We start from the raw sequence: 17,669 nt of genomic DNA, 5'->3' as shown, positions 1-17,669 counted from the left end.
CTCTCGATCTCTCGAGGCTTTGGATTTCCAGCAGAAAAGTCTCAATCGGTCACAATGATATTTGCAACTGTCGATCGGACCGGTGAGAATCGGGCCACGACGATCGTCAACATTTCGACAGGTCAACACTACGGTAGTTCGTGCGATCCGGCTGCCACTTCATAGCGATTCGATCAAAGCGGTCGGTCTTCAGGAGATGCTTCACCATGTCATTGCAGTCGGGGTACACACGGTCGGGCCGAACGTCGCTGACGCCAGTTCTTTTCGCGGCCGTCTTGGCGACAGCCGTGCCGGGTCGGGCGGACGATGACGGACCGGCGACGATTCGCGTCCACTTGATGGAAGGCTCCGTCGTGAGCGGAACGCTTTCGGTCGAGACGATCGACGTCGAAACCGAATTCGGCCGATTGACCGTTCCCGTCGACCGGATCGTCGGCCTGACACCCGGTCTCGATTCCCATCCGCAGGAACAAGAAAAAATTGGTAAGTTGTTCCAACAACTCGGTTCCAATAACGCGAAGGAACGAGACGAAGCGCAGCGGGAGTTGCTCAACTACGGCCCGGCCCTTCGCGAGGAACTGGAAAGCCGAACCGACGATCCTGATGCCGAGCGGCGGACGCGGATTTCGCGGATTCTCGCCGAACTTGACGAAATGGATTCGTTCGAGTCGCAGGGCTCCGCCAAGACGGAACTGGTCCCTGAGGACACAGTGGAAACCGATCGATTCACGGTGCTGGGTGAAGTCAGTCCGGAATCATTTCAGATCGAGACGAAGTTCGGGCCTCTGACGGTCTCTTGGAAAGACGTCCGCCGGGCCGAACGGGAATCGAAAGAGAAACCGGAAGTCCGAAAGTCACTGAAGGTCGATCAAACGGCCATTGTGCAACGGGGTTGGAAGGCGTCCGGCATCCGAATCAATCGGGGTGACCGTATCTATTTCCGAGCTTCGGGAACGATCACGATGTCACCCTGGGGGAATAACGCGCAGTCGACCCCCGAAGGCGGCGGTAACTTTCAGTGGTACGTGCAGAACAAAATTCCGGGTGGTGCGCTCGTCGGTCGAATCGGCAGCAACGGCGATGTCTTCAAAATTGGTTCCGCAGCCGAGATCACGGCAAAACGATCGGGCACGCTGGAATTGGGCATTGCGATGGCCCACCAGTTCGCCAACAACGGGTATCAGTACCCCGGCCACTACGACGTGAAAGTTCGCGTCAAACCGGCGGATGAATAACGGCGTTCTTGGAAGTTCAGGATGCAAATCTGCAAGACACCGACTGCCGAGAAATTTGCTGACTGATTGAACTCGGACTGCACTTTTAGCGACGGTGGGAGCGGTTCGGTGACGTAGCGCTGCCGGAGACGGAACGTGGTGCGACTGGAACTCAGGCGGAGAGCGCAGACAGTGATTTCAAACTGCTTAGATACCCGACTGCGGGTGCTGGTCGTGGCGATCCCGTTCGCCATCTGTCTGCTACTCGACAATCCCGCCCACGCGCAGGTGTCGCGGACGCTCTTTTCGGAGTCGCAACTCCAAAACAGCCTCCAACTCCCGATCGATCAGGATATGAGCCGCAACCTCGAGCGGGTGCGCGAGGTGATCTCCAGAGGTCAATTTGACGACGCCGTCCGCGCGATCGGCACTCTGCTTGATGCGGTCGATCAGTCCGATGTGTTTGTGACATCGAAGTCGAACGGGCAAGCCGTCATTAGTCTTCGTCACGAGCTGGCACGGTTGATCGACGGATTGCCGCCCGAAGGGCAGCGGATTTATGAACTCCAATTCGGCGTCGCAGCGCAGCGGTATCTCAACGATGCGATTGCGGAAGGCTCGATCGCCGGGCTGACTAGGGCGGCGACACTCTTCCCTCAGACCGAGGCGGGGCATGTCGCGTTATTTCGCTTGTCAGCGGCGTTGCTGGATCGAGGGAGGCACGGCGAAGCAGCCGATTGCATGCGGCGCTTCATGGAGCAGGTCGACCAATCTGAGATTAATCCGCAGCACGCGCTGTTGGCCGTCGTTGCAGAAGTGCGTTCGGGCCGCCTCGACCGAGCCGAAGCCCTCTTGGAACGCTTTCCATTACTTTCGGAGGCGATTTCGCGATTGGCATCGAGTGACGATCAAAATGCCGACGGCAAGGAAACCGATGTCGCCGTCCTACTTCGCCATTTCGCCCGGGGTGTTCCGCAGCCGCATTCGTCGCACGCGTCGGTCGACGATCTCCCGCTTCGGGTGGCGGAGTGGTCGGTCACGACGGGACTATTGCCCGCGGAGACGGCTGATATTGCGGATGCTCGAGATTCGGCGATTCGCTCCGGTGTGGCGCCGCTTTCAACACTGAGTGCGGTCGTCTCAGGCGACCTGCTGCTGCTTCCGACGATTTCCGGATTCGACGCGATCGCTGTCGAGTCGGGCGAGCGGTTGTGGAGCTATCGCTCCGCTTCCACCAGAGACGATTATGACGACATGTTCTGGGGGAATTCGCCGGCTGGGAAGATCGTGGCCCGACCGGGTATCGCCTACCTGCTCGAACCGGCGAGCGAAAATCAATTCGGTCTTCATTCGAGTGACAAGTCGGCACCGGTTGCGAACGGCAACCAACTTCTTTTCGGAGGCGTCTGGCGGGGCGGTGGACTAGCCATGCCGTTTAACGGGCCGGTAGGCGGCGGTTTCGTCGTCCAGCAAAGAGATGGAAACGAAGCCCCGGGCAAGTCATCGGTCTCGTTCGCGTCGGATGGACGGGTTCTCACAGCGCTTCGGGCTGATCGCACCTGCCAAGGCAAAATTCTCTGGCAGGTTGGCGGGCCCTCGAGCCGATTTGAACCATTGCTGGCAGGGCATGATTTTCTGGGAACGCCGCTCGCGGAGCGTTCGAGGCTCTTCGCCCTGACCGAATACGATCGATCGATCTTTTTGAATGAAATTGACGGTGACACCGGCCGACTGACTTGGTCGGTCGAGATCGGACAGATCGAAGTGGCGATCGGAATGGACCCGGTCCGGCGAAACAGCGCAGTGACCCCTCATCTCGTCGGCGGAAACTTAATTTGTCCAACCGGGGCCGGGGGAATCGTGGCGGTCGATCCGACGACCCGATCGCTCCAGTGGGCCTACCGCTATCCCCGGACGGCGGCACCTTCGGGTCGACGCAACCGACGGTTCAACCGCCAGCAACTTCAGAACCTGGCCAACGTAAGCGGCCCGACGGACAAATGGGATCAGTCGCAACTCGTCGTCGCAGGCGAGCGTGTGTTTGTCGCGACCCCGGAAAACAACGAATTACACTGCCTCGAACTCGGTTCCGGGCAACTTCACTGGCGACGGTCCCGCAAGGATGGTCGTCGAATTATGGCTGCCGAGAACGGACTGGTTTCGGTTTTCGGCAATCGCCATTTCACGGGCCTCGATCCCGAAACGGGCGAGCAGAAATTTCATCAGCAGTGGCCGGACGGGACCGTTCCGACTGGCGAACCGCTCGCTGGAGAAGCGGGCTTGGCCTATTTGCCGCTCAGCGATGCTTCAATCGTCGAGGTAGATCCCAGGAGCGGTGCGATTCTCAGTCGCAAGAAGACGTCCCGCGAACATGTTCTCGGCAATCTCCACGCGAGTGATTCCGGCATCGTCTCGGTCGCGCCCGACTACATCAAATTTTATCGCTCTGGCGATGATGCCCGGCGGCTCGCCTCCGGCGAACAGGGTGATCTCGATGAGGCGGAGCGACTGGCCTTGGCGGGCGACATCGCGACCGATCGAAGCGAGATCGACGAAGCGGTTTCGCAATACCGTCTTGCCTACGAACTCGACCCTCAACCGAAGTGGCGAAGCCGCTTGGAGCGGGCTCTGCTTGACGGCGTCAGCGCCGACTCGGATCAGGCCGAAGAATATGCCGAGCGACTCGACGAGTTGGCCCGGTAGAGCCGCGGATCCCATCGACTGGACCGGAACGTCCGGAATCATCACGATCCGCACCGGAACGAGACACGACCGTTCTGCTGATTGAGGCGACATGTCATCGCGCCGGGCGAATCTTCCCGAGAAAACCTGTCGGCAGTGTGGCAGGCCGTTTCGCTGGCGGAAGAAATGGGAACGCGACTGGCCGAATGTTCTTTACTGCAGTCGAAGGTGTCGGCGAGCCGCGAAGAGCGAAACGCGATCCGGAACGACCCGCGGCTGACTTGACGCGCAGGCGGCAGCCTGCTTTCATACGCGACCCGAATTCGCGGGAGATTTTCTGAATTGTGGAGTGATTGATGGCCTCCAAAGGCAAGATTGAAAAGATGAAGCGGAACGCCCGCCTCATCAAGAAATACGAAGATCGCCGCAAGAAGCTTAAAGAAGAGGGCGACTGGGACGCGCTGGCAAAGCTGCCGCGCAATTCCAGCCCCACGCGTTATCGCCGACATTGCCGCATTACGGGGCGGATGCGGGGTAACTACCGCAAGTTTCAGATTTCGCGCATCATGCTCCGCGAAATGGCTCTCGACGGCCTGATCCCCGGCATGCACAAGGCAAGCTGGTAGGCGGTTCGCACGCGCGAATCATCGAACGAACAAGAAGAGGCGGCGCGACATCAGTCGCGCCGCCTTTTTTCGTATAGCAAACTAAGCCTGACGCATGCGTCAGGCTTAGGCGAAGTGTGAGTGACGCTTCGTGTTACGCGAAGAGCTGCATGCAGGGCTCGCCCTCGTTGATCGTAGGACGCTCGGGGCGGCCTTTGTAGAAGTACTCGAGCTTCATGTGGTCGAGGCCGAGGGCGTAGAGGATGGAGGCGTGCAGGTCGTGCACGTGCAATTTGTGTTCGACCGCGTGCAGGCCGATCTCGTCGGTCGCGCCGATCGCCTGGCCCCCTTTGACGCCCCCGCCGGCCATCCACATCGTGAAGCCGTAGGGGTTGTGATCGCGGCCATCCCCTTTTTCGCTTTGCGGCGTGCGGCCGAACTCTCCGCCCCACACGACGAGCGTCTCGTCGAGCAGGCCATTCCGCTTAAGGTCCTTCAGTAGCGCCGCGACCGGTTGATCCATCTCGCGGCAGAGTCTCGAAGCGGTTTTCTCATGGCCGGAGTGCGTGTCCCACTTGTTGCCGGTGCCGTGGTAAAGCTGCACAAACCGGACGCCACGTTCGACGAGCCGACGCGACAGCAGGCACATTTCGCCGAAGCGCCGGGTCTCCTTGTTGTCGAAGCCGTAGAGCTTGCGGGTCTCTTCGGTTTCTCTTGTTAAATCGACGGCGTCGGGCGCGGCGGCCTGCATTCGAAATGCCAGTTCATAGCTTTCGATGCGGGCTTCGAGTTCGCTCTGCCCGGTTCGCTCGGCGGCGTGTCGGCGGTTGAGTGTGTCGAGGAATTCCAATTCCGATTCCAAGCGGGCGTCCGACATGCCTTTAGCCGGCCGGAGGTTCGGGATCGGCTCGCTGCCGCCGCTGAGTTTCGTCCCCTGGTAAACGGCGGGCATAAATCCGGGCCCCCAGTTCCTCGGGCCGTTGACGACTTCCTTGCCGCCCGCTTTGGCGTCGGTCATCACCACAAAACCGGGCATGTCCTGATTCTCGGAGCCGAGACCGTAATTGACCCATGAACCCAGCGAGGGGCGACCGGCCAGCGGGCTGCCCGTATTCATCTGGCAGATGCCGGTGCTGTGATTGATGCCGTCGCCCATGCACGAGCGAATCACGGCCATGTCGTCGGCGCAGGTCGACAGGTGGGGCAACCAGTCAGAAAACCAAAGACCACTTTCGCCATGCTGCTTCCACTTGCGTGGCGAAGCGAGCAGCGGGGCGTCGTCTTCCCCCATTGCGAGGATGACCGGTTCAAAGCTGTCGGGGAGTTTTTGCCCCGCCAGTTTGTTGAGTTCCGGCTTCGGATCGAACATGTCGATGTGACTCGGCCCACCTTCGATGAACAGGAAGATCACGTTCTTCGCTGTCGGCGTGTGATGCGGACCGGGCGTACTTGGTGAGGCCAGGACCTCGTTCGCCAGTATCGAATTGAGGGCCAATGCTCCGAATCCGGCTCCACTTCGCGCGAGCATGTCGCGGCGCGACATCGGCTGAGGCACGGCGTGTCGGAAACTATTCGAGTTTCGGTTTGTCATGATGATTCTCGTCTCATTCAGACCGGCGCGAGGCGCCATTTATTTGCTGGTGACGAGCTCGGCAGATTACGCACCGGGGTCGTCACTAGTGAGTCAGTCCACGTACAGAAATTCGTTGGCGTTGAGCAGGGCGTGGCAGAAATCGGTCAGCGCGGCCTTCCAGCCGGCGCGGTCGTCGCCGGGAAGGAGGTCCGACTGCCGCTCAAGAAATTGAACGGCAAGTCGCTGCTCCACCTCGGTGGGATAGCGACCGAATGCCAGTCGATAAGCCCGATTCACGCCCTCGACCGGATCATGGTCGGCGACGGGACGGATTCGCTTGGCGAAATGCTCGGCGCGGTCGCGGAGCCAGGCCCCGTTGATCATCAGCAGCGCCTGAGTCGGGGTCGTAGTAACGTTCCTCTTCGGCAGGCTCGACACAGCCATCGGGGCGTCAAAAGCATCAAGTACATCGGGGCGCGTGTTGCGATAAACCTTGGTGTAAATCGACCGGACCGGTCGAGAGGCCTCGGCGCTCGGTCCCGCCTGCCTTGATCGAAGTTCCCCGCTGACGGCCAGAGCGGAATCGCGAATCTGCTCGGCATCAAGGCGACGAACGTTGGCGTGTGAGAGCCATTGGTTCGTGGGGTCGATCATCGCAACTTGTTCGGCAGACACCGGCACCGAAGACCGGCGATACGTCGCGCTGGTCATCATCAGGCGGTGCATTTCTTTCAGACTCCAGCCGCGGGCGATGAATTCACCCGCTAGCCAATCGAGCAATTCCGGGTGTGTCGGCGGTTCACCGAGCTTGCCGAAATCACTCGTCGAGGCGGCCAGCCCCCGCCCGAAATGTTGCTGCCAAAGACGATTGACCATCACCCGCGCGGGGAGCGGGTTATTCGGATCGGTAATCCAAGCGGCCAGAGCCGTTCGACGGCCTGATGATTCCGCGATGCCCACGGGGGCAGCAATCTCAGCCGGTGTATCGTCGAGGATGCTGAGAAATCCGGGTTTCATTTCGCCCAGATGCGGCTTGCCCGGGACGAATGTCGCCGGCGGGGCGTCATTGATCTCCGCAACCACGTTCATCATCGGCAGGTCCTCAGGACGCTCGAGCCCTTCGGCCTTCTTAATCGCTTTGAGTTCTTTCAGCAGTTCGGCCCGACGGGCTTTGTTCTTCGAGCCGATGTACTTGTTCTTGTCCCGCTGCTTCTGAAAGATCACGATTTGTCGCTCGATCAGGGCAATCTGACGTTGCTCGAGCGGCGACCACTGCGAGGCAGATCGTTTCACGAGGGCCTCAAGTTCTTCGGGATACTTCTTCAATTCGAGTGTGCGAATCGTGGCGAGCCGCCCCCGTTCGATCTTATCCAATTCCGCAAAGATATCGGCCGCGCGGCTCTTGTAAGCCTCCATCCGTTCGGCGTGTCGCTCGACCTGTTCCGCCTCAACTGCTGGAACATCTTTGGTGACCAGCGGCGCAAAGAACGACTTAAGCCGGTAGTAGTCGACATGCAGAATCGGATCGAATTTGTGATCGTGGCAACGGGCGCACCCATACCCCAGCCCGAGGAAGACGTCGGCCGTCACGTCGGTGATATCGTTTAAGATGTCCTCGTCCTGCGTGACGACGTCGCGGTTGTTGTATTCGAACGAACCGAGCCGCAGATAACCGGTTGCCACCAGTACGTCGGGATCGTCAGGGGCGATCTCATCCCCCGCGAGTTGCTCGGTCACGAACTGGTCGTAGGGCATGTCGTCATTCAGAGCCCGGATCACGTAGTCGCGATAATGATGGGCACCGGGGCGATAGGCATCCTGGCGGAAGCCGTCGGACTCGGCGTAACGCACGAGGTCGAGCCAGTGCCGAGCCCAACGCTCGCCGTATTCCGGTCGTGAAAGCAGATCGTCGATCATCCGCTCATAGGCGTCGGGCCGCTCATCGGCCAGAAATCGATCGATCTCTTCGGGTGTGGGCGGAAGGCCGATCAGATCGAAGTAGGCCCGTCGCAGCAATACGGCGCGATCAGCCTGCGGGGCGGCCTCCAACCCGATGTCGGCAAGTTTGCGAGTGATAAATGCGTCGATCTCATTGCCGTCGGTTTCTGCTTCCCCGACGTGCGGGACGGTCGGTTGGCTGATCGGTTGAATCGCCCACCAATTAAGATCGTCCTCATCGAATGGACTTTCCCCGGCGGCTCGTGCGGCAGCCTTTGCGGCGGCCTCGGCATCAACCCCCGGCCAATAGGCCCCGTCCTCAACCCATTTGACGAGGATCGAAATCTCTTCGTCCGACATCTTCCCGTCGGGCGGCATTTCGTAAGACTCGTACCGGATGGCATCGACGAACATGCTTTCGTCCGGCTTATGCGGCACGATCGACGGCCCGGCTTCGCCCCCCTTGAGCAGGCCTTCGAGACTGTCGACGCGTAATCCCGCCCGCTGACGCTCATCGCCGTGACAGCGAAAACACTTGGCTGCCAGGAGCGGTCGGACTTCGCCCTCAAAGAACTTCGTTTGCTCCGCATTCAATTCGGCCGGCGCGGTCGCAGCGCAGAGTGACATCACCACGAACGAGAGCAACGCCAAAAGCGGTTTCAATCCGCGCGTGCGGCTCAAGCCCGCGAAGGGTTCGACAATTGACATGGTTTTCGCTCGATCAGTCATGGCTGGCTTCGTCGTAGCGTGATGATGGGATCGATTTGGCAGGGGATTCGGTGCGTGAGTCACCGGAGGGCGGAGTCTTCGGGCAGGCCGACAACGACGACCGGGTCGACGAAATCTTCGACCTCAAGGTCATCTTGAATTAACAGTCGGTCGACACTCCCCCCGGCAGGGACACCGAGATCGCTCAAGTCGATCCCGACGGCAAGAATTTGTGCCCGAACCGCGTGTTGTGGTCCGGCGACCAGTTCGGCATTCGATAGTTGTGCGATCGATCTCATCGGCCTGGTCGCCCAATGCAGGCGAAAGTCTGTCAGATATTCGGCCGCCGGATGGGTGGCGTCGATATCGAATCTGTCGATTCGAAGAGACCTCTCGCGATCGGCCGATGCCGACCAATTTCGGACCAGCAGCGTATCGCCTCCGACGGCATGACTAACGACGTGTAAATCGAACAGCACGACGTCGGGTCCGGGGCCGTTGACGACGGGGATTTCGAATCGAACTCCCAATCCCAGCGGAGCGTCGCCGAGTGAGGGTAGCTTGCCTTCGACATCCGCGCGAATGCCGCCGGGGTTGATAACGCCGGTCGCCAAGTCAAAGGGCCGCCCGATCAAACGTCTTCGCGATGCTCCTTCCATGAGTTTCGACTCCGGATCGGAGGTCGGCGTGACTACCACGCCGACTTGTCCCGCGTTAGTGATTCGATCGTCGCCGAATGCGTAGTGATCGACCTCGGCGGCAATCAGCCGGTCGGTGACATAACGCAACACGCGGCCATCACGTTGCACGTCGACCGATTCGAGCCGACGTGCATGACCCTCCGCGTCGACATCGGCGACGTAGGAGAGCACGCGATCGGGAAGGGCGGTCACGTAGCGTTCGGCATTAAACGGAATCGGTGTCGGAGTTTTCTTGTCCGCAATCGGCAACCGCATCGCTTCGCCCTCACGGAGAACGACCGATTGGTTGCCTGTTGCGTTGTCGGCTTCGGAAACTAGCATTTCTTCGACGGCGATTGAGGCGGCGCCCTCGATGACCGTCAGATCGGCCTCGCCGTTTTCAGCGACATCAACTGAGAAGCGCGTTCCGAGATCGACGACGTTTCCCCTCGGTGTGCGAATCGTGAAGCCCTCCGCGCCGTCGGGTGCGTGTAACGAGCATCCGCCCAAGTCGAGCGCGAGATCCTCCGAGCCGCCGATACGGAAGACGGCCGGTCCGGTTAGGATCGCTTCGGCTCCTGATGCAAAACGCAGGCTGAGCAAGCCCCCGGTCAGCACGTATTCGTGCAAAGGTTCAAGCGTATCTCCAACGGCGAGGCGATCGGACCTGCCGCCGAAACTTGCCGCCGCGTGGGCAATCACTTCCGCCGTATTCGCCTGACCGATGCCCTCGGGAACTTCGGTCGGCTGTTCGCCGGTCGATTCAACTTGCCTATCCCGCTGCAGGAAGCCCGGATGCGGGAGCAGATAACCGAAGCCGAGTGACAGCGCCGCCACGGCTGCCACGAATCCTAATCGCGATGCAGGACGCTTTCGGGCCGGTGTTGGCGAGACTGCGAATTCGCTGTCGACTAAAGGCTCCGGAAGCACTTCGGCGGGAGCGAGATCGCCTAACGTGCTGTGCAGGTCGACATAATCGAGATAGACGGCCCGCAGCTCCGCGGAGGAGGACAGCATCTGTTCGAGTTTGTAGCGCTCTCCGGGCGTGATCCGCTCATCGCAGAGTTTGTCGAGAAGTCGGTGAAATTCGGAGTTCATTGTTATCGAGTCCGTGAAACGGATTGCTTCCGGCCGCGCTGGTTGTGAAACGCGGAATCTTCAGGGGGCCAACGGATCGGCCATTTCCCGGTGGACACATTCAAAAAGTCGCCGGCGCACCAGTCCGAGCCGATTGTACACTGACTGAAGGGCCATGCCTCCTTCAACCGCCACTTCGTTGAGCGGTGTCCGCGTCCAATAGGCGGCGCGAATCAAATCGCGGTCACGCTCCGCAAGTTTTTCGAGACACGACTCCAGAGCGGCGACGCGTCGGCCTTCGAACTCCGAATTCCGACGATCCTCAGCCAACTGCGTGACCAAATCGACACTGAAGTGCAGCCGCTCTCGGCCGGCAGAACGCAGAAAGTTCTTCACTTCATAGAAGGCAACCCCGGAAGCCCACGCGAAGAAGCTTTCCTCCGGGTCGAATTGATCAAACTTATTCCACAAGATCAGGCTGCATCGCTGAAACACGTCTTCCGCGTCAGCACGCCTCGGCAACAATGAGAAGATGTAAGCGAACAAGCGATCGCGGTCCGCGGTAAAAAGCCGGAGAAACGTGTCATAAGACACATCGCTCGAACGACTTGTTTGTGTCCGCAGTCCCACGTTCGGCCCAATCAATTTCAGGGATTCTCCCGAAAGGCTGACTTGGGATGCCCCCAAGTACAGCCGCTATGACACAGTCGTACGCCCTCGACCAATCCTACTCCCCATATTTCGACGAGTTTCGATGCGTCGGCCTCAGGATCGCCTTTAATCATTGGAGTGAATCGATTTAGGGAATATAGGTTTTTGCGGCACGGATGGCCTCGCGTTGAGCTGGCAGGAGCGATGTCGGATCGAGTTCCGCGAGTCGCTTTAGGCTTTCGACATCGTCGACATCAAATTGCGTTGGAAGCTGCGATACCGTTCCGTGCTGACGAAGTTCCTGAGTAAAACGCCTCGCCGTCGCCTCGTCGCTATACGGGACGTTGGTCCAAGCGGCGTTGGGCAATGGGTCGCGACCCGCGAATAGAACATATCCCCCGTCGTCGGCGGGAGCGATGACGAACGCCGAGCCGGTGTCCTGCATCGCCGTGACGGTCTCTTCGATCACCGAAAGCGACAGATGGGGGGCATCCGCGCCGATGAAAATGGCGAATCGGTGCCGGCGTCGCACGTCGCGGTAGACTCGATCAAGCCGCTCGCCGAGCGGACCATCGCCCTGTGGGACTCTCGCAAGATTCAACCACCGAGGCTCATCGAGCGCGTCCTCTTCGGCAACCGCCCACAGTGGCGAGATAGCAAACCGCCGTGCTGATTCGACCAGCAAGGCTTCCGTGGCGGAAACGGCCCCCTCGTAGAATCGTCGCGCGGCGGCGTCACCGATTGTGGAGGCCAGGCGGGTTTTAACCGGCGAATACTCGGGCGACTTCACGAACGCCACGATGCAGCCGTCATTCTCCATGCCCGCTCTCTCCCCGAAACGTCCTTACTCTTCGAGCGATCAGTTTCGCGTACTCCGGTAGCGCCTGTCGAATCGTTAAGCTGACATGGCGAGTGGTGGTGCGCAGCCAACCCTGATCTTGATAACGACGCGCGCTGGTCTCGATCGTCGAAGGCACGGCTCGCACCGGCAGTGCCGCTCGATGCGCAGACCAGACCAGCAGGTGATCTTCGCCATACGGTGCGGTTTCGTCGAAGCGTCCCAATTGCTCGAACGATTTCCGACTGAGACACAGCCCCTGATCGCCGAAGGGAAGGCCGAGCCATCGCGATCGGAAGTTCGCCCCGGCTGCGTTGAGACGATTGGCGGAAGGCCCATCAGCAGCGAATTTTAGGTGGAAGTACCAGACCGCGGCGCGATCGGACCTGAGGCACTGAAGCAGCCGTTCGAAACCATCGTCGCTCAGACGCGCATCGGCGTGCAGGAACAACAGGAAGGTCGAATGTGATGAGGCCGCGGCCGCGTTCTGCTGAACCGCTCGCCCGGGGGACGTGACGATCCATTCGACCGGGCCGCGGCGACGTAATTGTCCGATTTCCGTTTCGATCGAAGATTCGGGCTTGTCCACGCCGGCGAATCGAACCGGCATACCGTCGGGCCGACTGCTCAGAGTTTCGAAGAGTCCAACGCTTGGACGATCGCCGGGCCCGACCGGCACAATGATTGTGACATCGACGGTTCGCGCGCGATGGACATCGTCCGATCGATCATTCTGTAAAACCGAAGCCGATGCCAAGTGAATTGTTCTCCGCAGTCCGTCGCGTCAGTGATTCAAAGTCAGCGATATTGCGGCAAGATTGACGAACGGTTCGAACAGCCAAGTTCAAGCGGTTGGCAAACTTTGCCGATCATAACGAAAGTAACCGTTCTCACGGGAGTGCGGGAGAGAAAGATTCGGTCAACTCGCCCGGTGCGTATCATCGGCTGCGACCCGACGATTCAGGTTCGCCATGCTACGGTCCGCCAACACGCCCCTGCGTCACGCCCGATTCGATTCGCGACTGGCGTCTCGGTCAATGGCGATGCTGATCTGCTTCGTGGGGATGATGGTCGGCTCAGGCTGTTCGGCACTCCGTCCGATCGTCGGCGTGCCTGCTTACCAGTTACCGCCCCAATATCGCGCGTCGGTACGGACGGGACAGGAACTGATCGATCTGTCGCGGCTGCGGCAATCGCAACCGGCCGATTATCGCGTCGACAGCGGCGATGTCCTCGGCATTTATATCGAGGGTATCCTCGGCAATGAGGGGACGGTCCCGCCGGTTCTGACGCCAAATGGTGGCGATCTTCGACCGTCGCTCGGCTATCCGATCGAGGTCGAGCGGGACGGCACGATCAGTCTGCCCGCCGCCGGGGCGATTCCTGTGCGAGGCCTGACGCTGGACGAAGTCCGCGAGCGAATTCGGCGGGTCTTCACCGACGAACTTCAACTGCTGCGTCCAGACGTTACCCGCGTACCGGTTCTAGTCACGCTGCAGAAGGGCCGCACGTATCGGGTTCTTGTCATCCGCCAGGAAGCGGGGCAGGACGCGGCGATCGACCTTGGTGCCGATTCGAACGGACTCGGAATTGTTCGTCGCGGAATCGGGCGCGTCGTCGAACTTCCGGCTTACGAAAACGACGTGTTGCACGCTCTTGCGGCAACGGGAGGTCTGCCCGGACTGGACGCAGAGAACACGGTTTGCGTGGTTCGCGGAGCCATGTGTGGTCAATGCCGCCCGGACGGGTTCCCTTGGGCGGGCCACTCTGTCGCGCCGCAATCGACAGGCGATCCGAACCTGCCAGACGAACTCGCCTCGCATCCCGAGGTGCTGGCATTTCAAGGCGGCGGGTATCGATCGGGGGCTCCCCAAGTGCTGCGAATCCCGCTGCGAGCGTTTCCCGGCAACGAAGCGCACTTCAGCGAGTCGGACATCATCCTCGCAGACGGAGACGTCGTTTACATCGAATCACGCGTCGATGACTTCTTCTACACCGGCGGTCTGCTAGGGGGCGGCCAGTTTCAACTGCCCCGCGATTACGATATCGATCCGCTCGAGGCGCTCGCGATCGTGCAGGGCCAGTCAAATGGCAACAACGGTCAATCCCGAGCCATCGGCGGGTTCTCCGCACTGAACAAAGACGTGACGGTCGGCGCCAGCAAGATGATTATTCTCCGCCCACGCCCGGACGGAACCAACTTGCCGATCGAAATAGATCTTTATGAAGCGGTCCACGATCCGGTCGAACGAGTGGTGATTCAACCGGGTGACTACCTCGTGCTGCAGTACACGAAGAAGGAAGCGATCGCCGCCTTCTTCGAACGACATGTCTTCGAAGGGCTGATTCTGGGCGTCTCCTCGGCACTCGTCTTCAACTGATGCCGATCTCACTGATGCCGACGGAATTTGGTCTGAGCGATTAATTCACGTTGCCCCTGCGCTGAGGTTCCCGTCGATTGGACTTAGGACGCAGACGCCAGCTTTTCTTTGGCCGCTGTCGACTGAGGTCGCGGCCGATAGAGCAATTCACAGCGGCCCCCCTGTTCGACGAGCCTTGAGCAAACCTGGTCGATCGTGGCGTTTGGCCCGAGCGTCGGCCGCCGTTCTTCACCGGTCGGCTGGATGACGACAGCGATTCGGCCTTTCGCGTCGAGGTGCTTCATCAGTCCTTGCGAGTCGTCGTCGAACTTGCCGAACACGAACCGGCCGAGGAAGTAGCCGAGGGCCGCTCCGAGAATCGCACCGCCCACGCTGGAGACCATCGAAATTGGGACGTTCCCCATCCCCGAAGTCGCAATCAAACCGATCACGCCCCCGACTGCGGCGACCGCGCACATATAAACGACGCTGCCTGATTCGCGATAACGGACGGCCGTGGCTCCGCTTGGTCGCGCTTCGACCAACTGGGGCGATAATGTGCCGGCATCGTCGATCACCGTCAGTTCGTCGGGCGGAACGCCCATCTCTGCGAGCGTGTTGGTCGCCCGATCGACCTCCGAGGGCGTCTTGAACGTGGCGACGATAAAGGCTTGCTCGTCTTCACGTTGCGTCTCTGTGGTCGCTGACGAGATTGCACTTTTCATGGTATTTTCTCCTCTGAGGTTTCGAGGAGCCATTGTTACTGACTCAGCCGCCGCGGCTTCGGACTTCGAAGCAAGCTCCGGCGACAACTGATTGAAGGGGCAAGATTTATGCCGCCTCGCCGCAAACTGAGGGGCAATGAAGCCCCGCAACAACTCTTCGATGGACGAAGAAGCATTTCGCGAAACAATGAATCGTCAACACGTGGGGCCGCATTGGCGGAGATTTCACTTCGGGAATGATTGCTGCGGCGTTGAGATTGTCGGCCAAGTCTTTCATCGACAAACGGGATTGAAATGAGCGGACGACATTCCGAGGCCCCACTCTTTGTGACAGGAGCGACCGGCTATATCGGCGGGCGACTCGTGCCACGTTTGCTCGAGGCGGGCTACGAAGTCCGATGTCTCGTTCGCAGTGCCGCCAAACTGGAACAGCGGCCGTGGGTCGATCATCCGCAATTAAAGATCATTGAGGGAGACGTCGAGGACACCGACGGTTTGGCCGAGGCGATGAGCGGGTGCGACGCGGCCTACTACCTGATCCACTCGATGATTTCGGCCGCCGGGGAATACGCCGATCACGATCGAAAGCTGGCCGAGTCGTTCGCCTCGGCTGCGGAGCGCGCCGGCGTCGGACGGATTATTTATCTCGGAGGCTTGGGCGAACTGGGCGAAGACCTGAGCCAGCACCTTAGGTCTCGTCGCGAAGTCGAAGCGGCGCTGGAGTCAGGTGGCGTACCGGTGACGTCATTTCGCGCAGCGATGATCATCGGCTCGGGTTCGGCCTCGTTCGAAATCCTGCGGTACCTCGTCGAACGGCTTCCGGTGATGATCACGCCCAAATGGGTGCGGACCGAAACTCAGCCGATCGCCGTTCGCAATGTGATCCACTACCTCATCGCCTGCCTCGATGAAGAGCAGACGATCGGCGAAACGCTCGACATCGGCGGGCCTGAAATCCTGCCTTACGAAACACTGATGCGAAAAATGGCCAAGCAGCGGGGGCTCGGCCGTCGCTGGATCATTCCCGTGCCCGTGCTGACGCCGAAGCTCAGTTCGCTGTGGATCGATTTCGTCACGCCGGTCAATCGCGACATTGCCCGACCGCTCGCCGAGGGGCTGCGTAACCGCACCGTCTGTCGTGACGATCGAGCCGCTCGCTTGATGCCGCAAGATTTATACGACGTCGACACGGCGATCTCCGCGGCATTGAGCAAGACCCGCGGCTCAAACATCGAAACGATCTGGTCGATGGCGGGTGAAATGAAGGGCGATCCCGATTGGAGCGGCGGGACGGTCTTTTCGGAGAACCGCTCGATCGACGTCAATGCTCCGGCCGACATCACCTTTCGCACCGCTTCGAGTATCGGCGGTGAGCGGGGATATTATGGCGGAACGTGGCTTTGGAGGCTGCGGGGCTGGATGGACCAGTTAATCGGCGGACCGGGATTAAGACGTGGCCGCCGCGATCCCGTGGAGGTCAACTATGGCGAGGCGTTGGACTTTTGGCGGGTCGGGCGAATCGTCCCCGGCCATCATCTCGTCCTCGCGGCTGAAATGATCGTTCCCGGCGAGGCAGAACTCGACCTGAAAGTTGAGCCGACGGGCGAAGAATCATCACGCCTGAATCTGGTGGCGCGATTTCGCCCCAAGGGTCTCTTCGGGCTGTTGTATTGGTATTCGGTCATGCCACTGCACGCATTTGTGTTCGGCTCCTTGCTTAATGGAATTGCCGACGAAGCTGAAGCCGCCGCCAATAAGGCTAAGAGTGACCCCGCCCAGATCGACGCTGCTTAAAGCTGCGTCGAAATCGCAGACGCATAGGGAAATCACTGAAAACACCACTGATGTCGGACCGCCGACCTCGCCGACCGCTTCGTAGCGACTAAAGTTTCTCGGGCGTGACGGTTTGGAATTAATCAAGTCCGCACGCCGTTACTCAAACACGTCCAGCGAGGAGTTAATGATGAGCGAAGCCATTGAAGAAACGAAGACTTGGCCGGAATTGGGAATCGGGCTCTACGAGAAGCTGACCGGTCACGGAGCTGAAATCAGCTACGAGTTCGAGAATATGGACGTCTACGTTCCCAGTTCAACGAGCGCTAATGCCGAGCATGCCCATTGGAAATTGAACGGCACGCTCAAGATCAGCACGCGTGACGGCGCGACGAACTGACGCCCGCCTTCGAGCAGCGACTTTATTCACAAGACTGCTGCAACCGCGGAGCATATTTCATGTCCGATCAAATTCGGCCGTCCCCTATCGCACTGTCTGGGAAGCTGGAATTCAGCGGTCCAGACGGCGCGATTGTCTTAACCTCGGATCACGGTTCGGGGTCGGTATTGTCGGCGAGCAGCATGGAGGCTCTGGCCGCACTTTACGCGGCCGGAGCTTATGTGCCGCTCACGGTTCGCGAAATCGGTGCGACACGGGCCTTGCAATTGATCGTTGGTGAGACCGGTCAGCCGATTAAGATTAATGTGAACGGCGAAACCGTCCTGAGCATCGCTCCCGGCTCCAATTTGCTCGGCCGACTATTGGGCTGGCGAGATGCGAAGCCGATCGTGCATCGTCCGCTCGATGCGTGGAGACTTTGGAAAATGAGTTGAAGCCCGCGGGA

At 59.9% G+C, this 17,669-nt stretch carries 15 protein-coding genes; 8 read left to right on the top strand and 7 right to left on the bottom strand.

All coding sequences use genetic code 11. From position 1 onward, the window contains the following. The first annotated feature begins 206 nt into the window (after positions 1-206). The 4 genes from Pan189_RS17640 to rpsN all read left to right on the top strand — a co-directional run bounded on the left by Pan189_RS17640 (position 207) and on the right by rpsN (position 4,522). The gene (locus Pan189_RS17640) at positions 207-1,235 is read left to right on the top strand and encodes a hypothetical protein (protein ID WP_145365402.1); all 1,029 of its coding nucleotides are present in this window, start codon (positions 207-209) and stop codon (positions 1,233-1,235) included. Positions 1,236-1,406: 171 nt separating this feature from the next. Further along, positions 1,407-3,917: an outer membrane protein assembly factor BamB family protein gene (locus Pan189_RS17635; protein ID WP_145365401.1), complete on the top strand. Its 2,511-nt coding sequence runs from the start codon at positions 1,407-1,409 to the stop codon at positions 3,915-3,917. Positions 3,918-4,008: 91 nt separating this feature from the next. Beyond that, entirely contained in the window at positions 4,009-4,176 is a 168-nt protein-coding gene (locus Pan189_RS17630; protein WP_145365400.1) for a DUF2256 domain-containing protein, read from the top strand. A 76-nt stretch (positions 4,177-4,252) separates the two neighbouring features. Then, a complete protein-coding gene (gene rpsN, locus Pan189_RS17625; protein ID WP_145365399.1) occupies positions 4,253-4,522 on the top strand; it encodes a 30S ribosomal protein S14 in 270 nt (89 codons plus the stop codon). Positions 4,523-4,655: 133 nt separating this feature from the next. Here rpsN and Pan189_RS17620 read toward each other — a convergent pair whose 3' ends face one another. The 6 genes from Pan189_RS17620 to Pan189_RS17595 all read right to left on the bottom strand — a co-directional run bounded on the left by Pan189_RS17620 (position 4,656) and on the right by Pan189_RS17595 (position 12,555). Continuing rightward, positions 4,656-6,092, bottom strand: a complete 1,437-nt coding sequence (locus Pan189_RS17620; protein ID WP_145365398.1) for a DUF1501 domain-containing protein — start codon at positions 6,090-6,092, stop codon at positions 4,656-4,658. Between the two features lie 93 nt (positions 6,093-6,185). Beyond that, the gene (locus Pan189_RS17615; protein WP_310820727.1) at positions 6,186-8,720 is read right to left on the bottom strand and encodes a PSD1 and planctomycete cytochrome C domain-containing protein; all 2,535 of its coding nucleotides are present in this window, start codon (positions 8,718-8,720) and stop codon (positions 6,186-6,188) included. A gap of 80 nt (positions 8,721-8,800) precedes the next feature. Beyond that, positions 8,801-10,498: a FecR family protein gene (locus Pan189_RS17610; protein ID WP_145365396.1), complete on the bottom strand. Its 1,698-nt coding sequence runs from the start codon at positions 10,496-10,498 to the stop codon at positions 8,801-8,803. Between the two features lie 60 nt (positions 10,499-10,558). Continuing rightward, positions 10,559-11,071, bottom strand: a complete 513-nt coding sequence (locus tag Pan189_RS17605; RefSeq protein ID WP_310820724.1) for a sigma-70 family RNA polymerase sigma factor — start codon at positions 11,069-11,071, stop codon at positions 10,559-10,561. Positions 11,072-11,276: 205 nt separating this feature from the next. Next, a complete protein-coding gene (locus Pan189_RS17600) occupies positions 11,277-11,948 on the bottom strand; it encodes a TIGR04282 family arsenosugar biosynthesis glycosyltransferase (RefSeq protein ID WP_145365394.1) in 672 nt (223 codons plus the stop codon). Beyond that, the gene (locus tag Pan189_RS17595; protein ID WP_310820722.1) at positions 11,938-12,555 is read right to left on the bottom strand and encodes a glycosyltransferase family protein; all 618 of its coding nucleotides are present in this window, start codon (positions 12,553-12,555) and stop codon (positions 11,938-11,940) included. The genes Pan189_RS17600 and Pan189_RS17595 overlap by 11 nt, the downstream gene beginning before the upstream one ends. Positions 12,556-12,937: 382 nt before the next feature. Between Pan189_RS17595 and Pan189_RS17590 the strand changes: the two genes are divergently transcribed. Further along, positions 12,938-14,347 (top strand): polysaccharide biosynthesis/export family protein, encoded by a 1,410-nt coding sequence (locus Pan189_RS17590; RefSeq protein WP_145365392.1) that lies wholly within the window; start codon positions 12,938-12,940, stop codon positions 14,345-14,347. Between the two features lie 83 nt (positions 14,348-14,430). Here the strand turns inward: Pan189_RS17590 and Pan189_RS17585 are convergent, their stop codons facing one another. Continuing rightward, the gene (locus Pan189_RS17585) at positions 14,431-15,051 is read right to left on the bottom strand and encodes a hypothetical protein (protein WP_145365391.1); all 621 of its coding nucleotides are present in this window, start codon (positions 15,049-15,051) and stop codon (positions 14,431-14,433) included. A gap of 294 nt (positions 15,052-15,345) precedes the next feature. Between Pan189_RS17585 and Pan189_RS17580 the strand changes: the two genes are divergently transcribed. The 3 genes from Pan189_RS17580 to Pan189_RS17570 all read left to right on the top strand — a co-directional run bounded on the left by Pan189_RS17580 (position 15,346) and on the right by Pan189_RS17570 (position 17,658). Then, positions 15,346-16,845 carry an SDR family oxidoreductase gene (locus Pan189_RS17580; RefSeq protein ID WP_145365390.1) on the top strand — a complete coding sequence of 500 codons (1,500 nt, stop codon included), beginning with the start codon at positions 15,346-15,348 and terminating at the stop codon, positions 16,843-16,845. A gap of 169 nt (positions 16,846-17,014) precedes the next feature. Further along, the gene (locus Pan189_RS17575; protein ID WP_145365389.1) at positions 17,015-17,224 is read left to right on the top strand and encodes a hypothetical protein; all 210 of its coding nucleotides are present in this window, start codon (positions 17,015-17,017) and stop codon (positions 17,222-17,224) included. A 59-nt stretch (positions 17,225-17,283) separates the two neighbouring features. Beyond that, positions 17,284-17,658, top strand: coding sequence for a hypothetical protein (locus Pan189_RS17570; RefSeq protein ID WP_145365388.1), 375 nt, complete (start codon positions 17,284-17,286; stop codon positions 17,656-17,658). Positions 17,659-17,669 lie beyond the last annotated feature (11 nt).

The organism is Stratiformator vulcanicus, from assembly GCF_007744515.1.
Lineage (GTDB): Bacteria > Planctomycetota > Planctomycetia > Planctomycetales > Planctomycetaceae > Stratiformator > Stratiformator vulcanicus.
The sequence above is the reverse complement of the archived record's forward strand: the minus strand, read 5'-3'. Positions and strand labels throughout refer to the sequence as shown.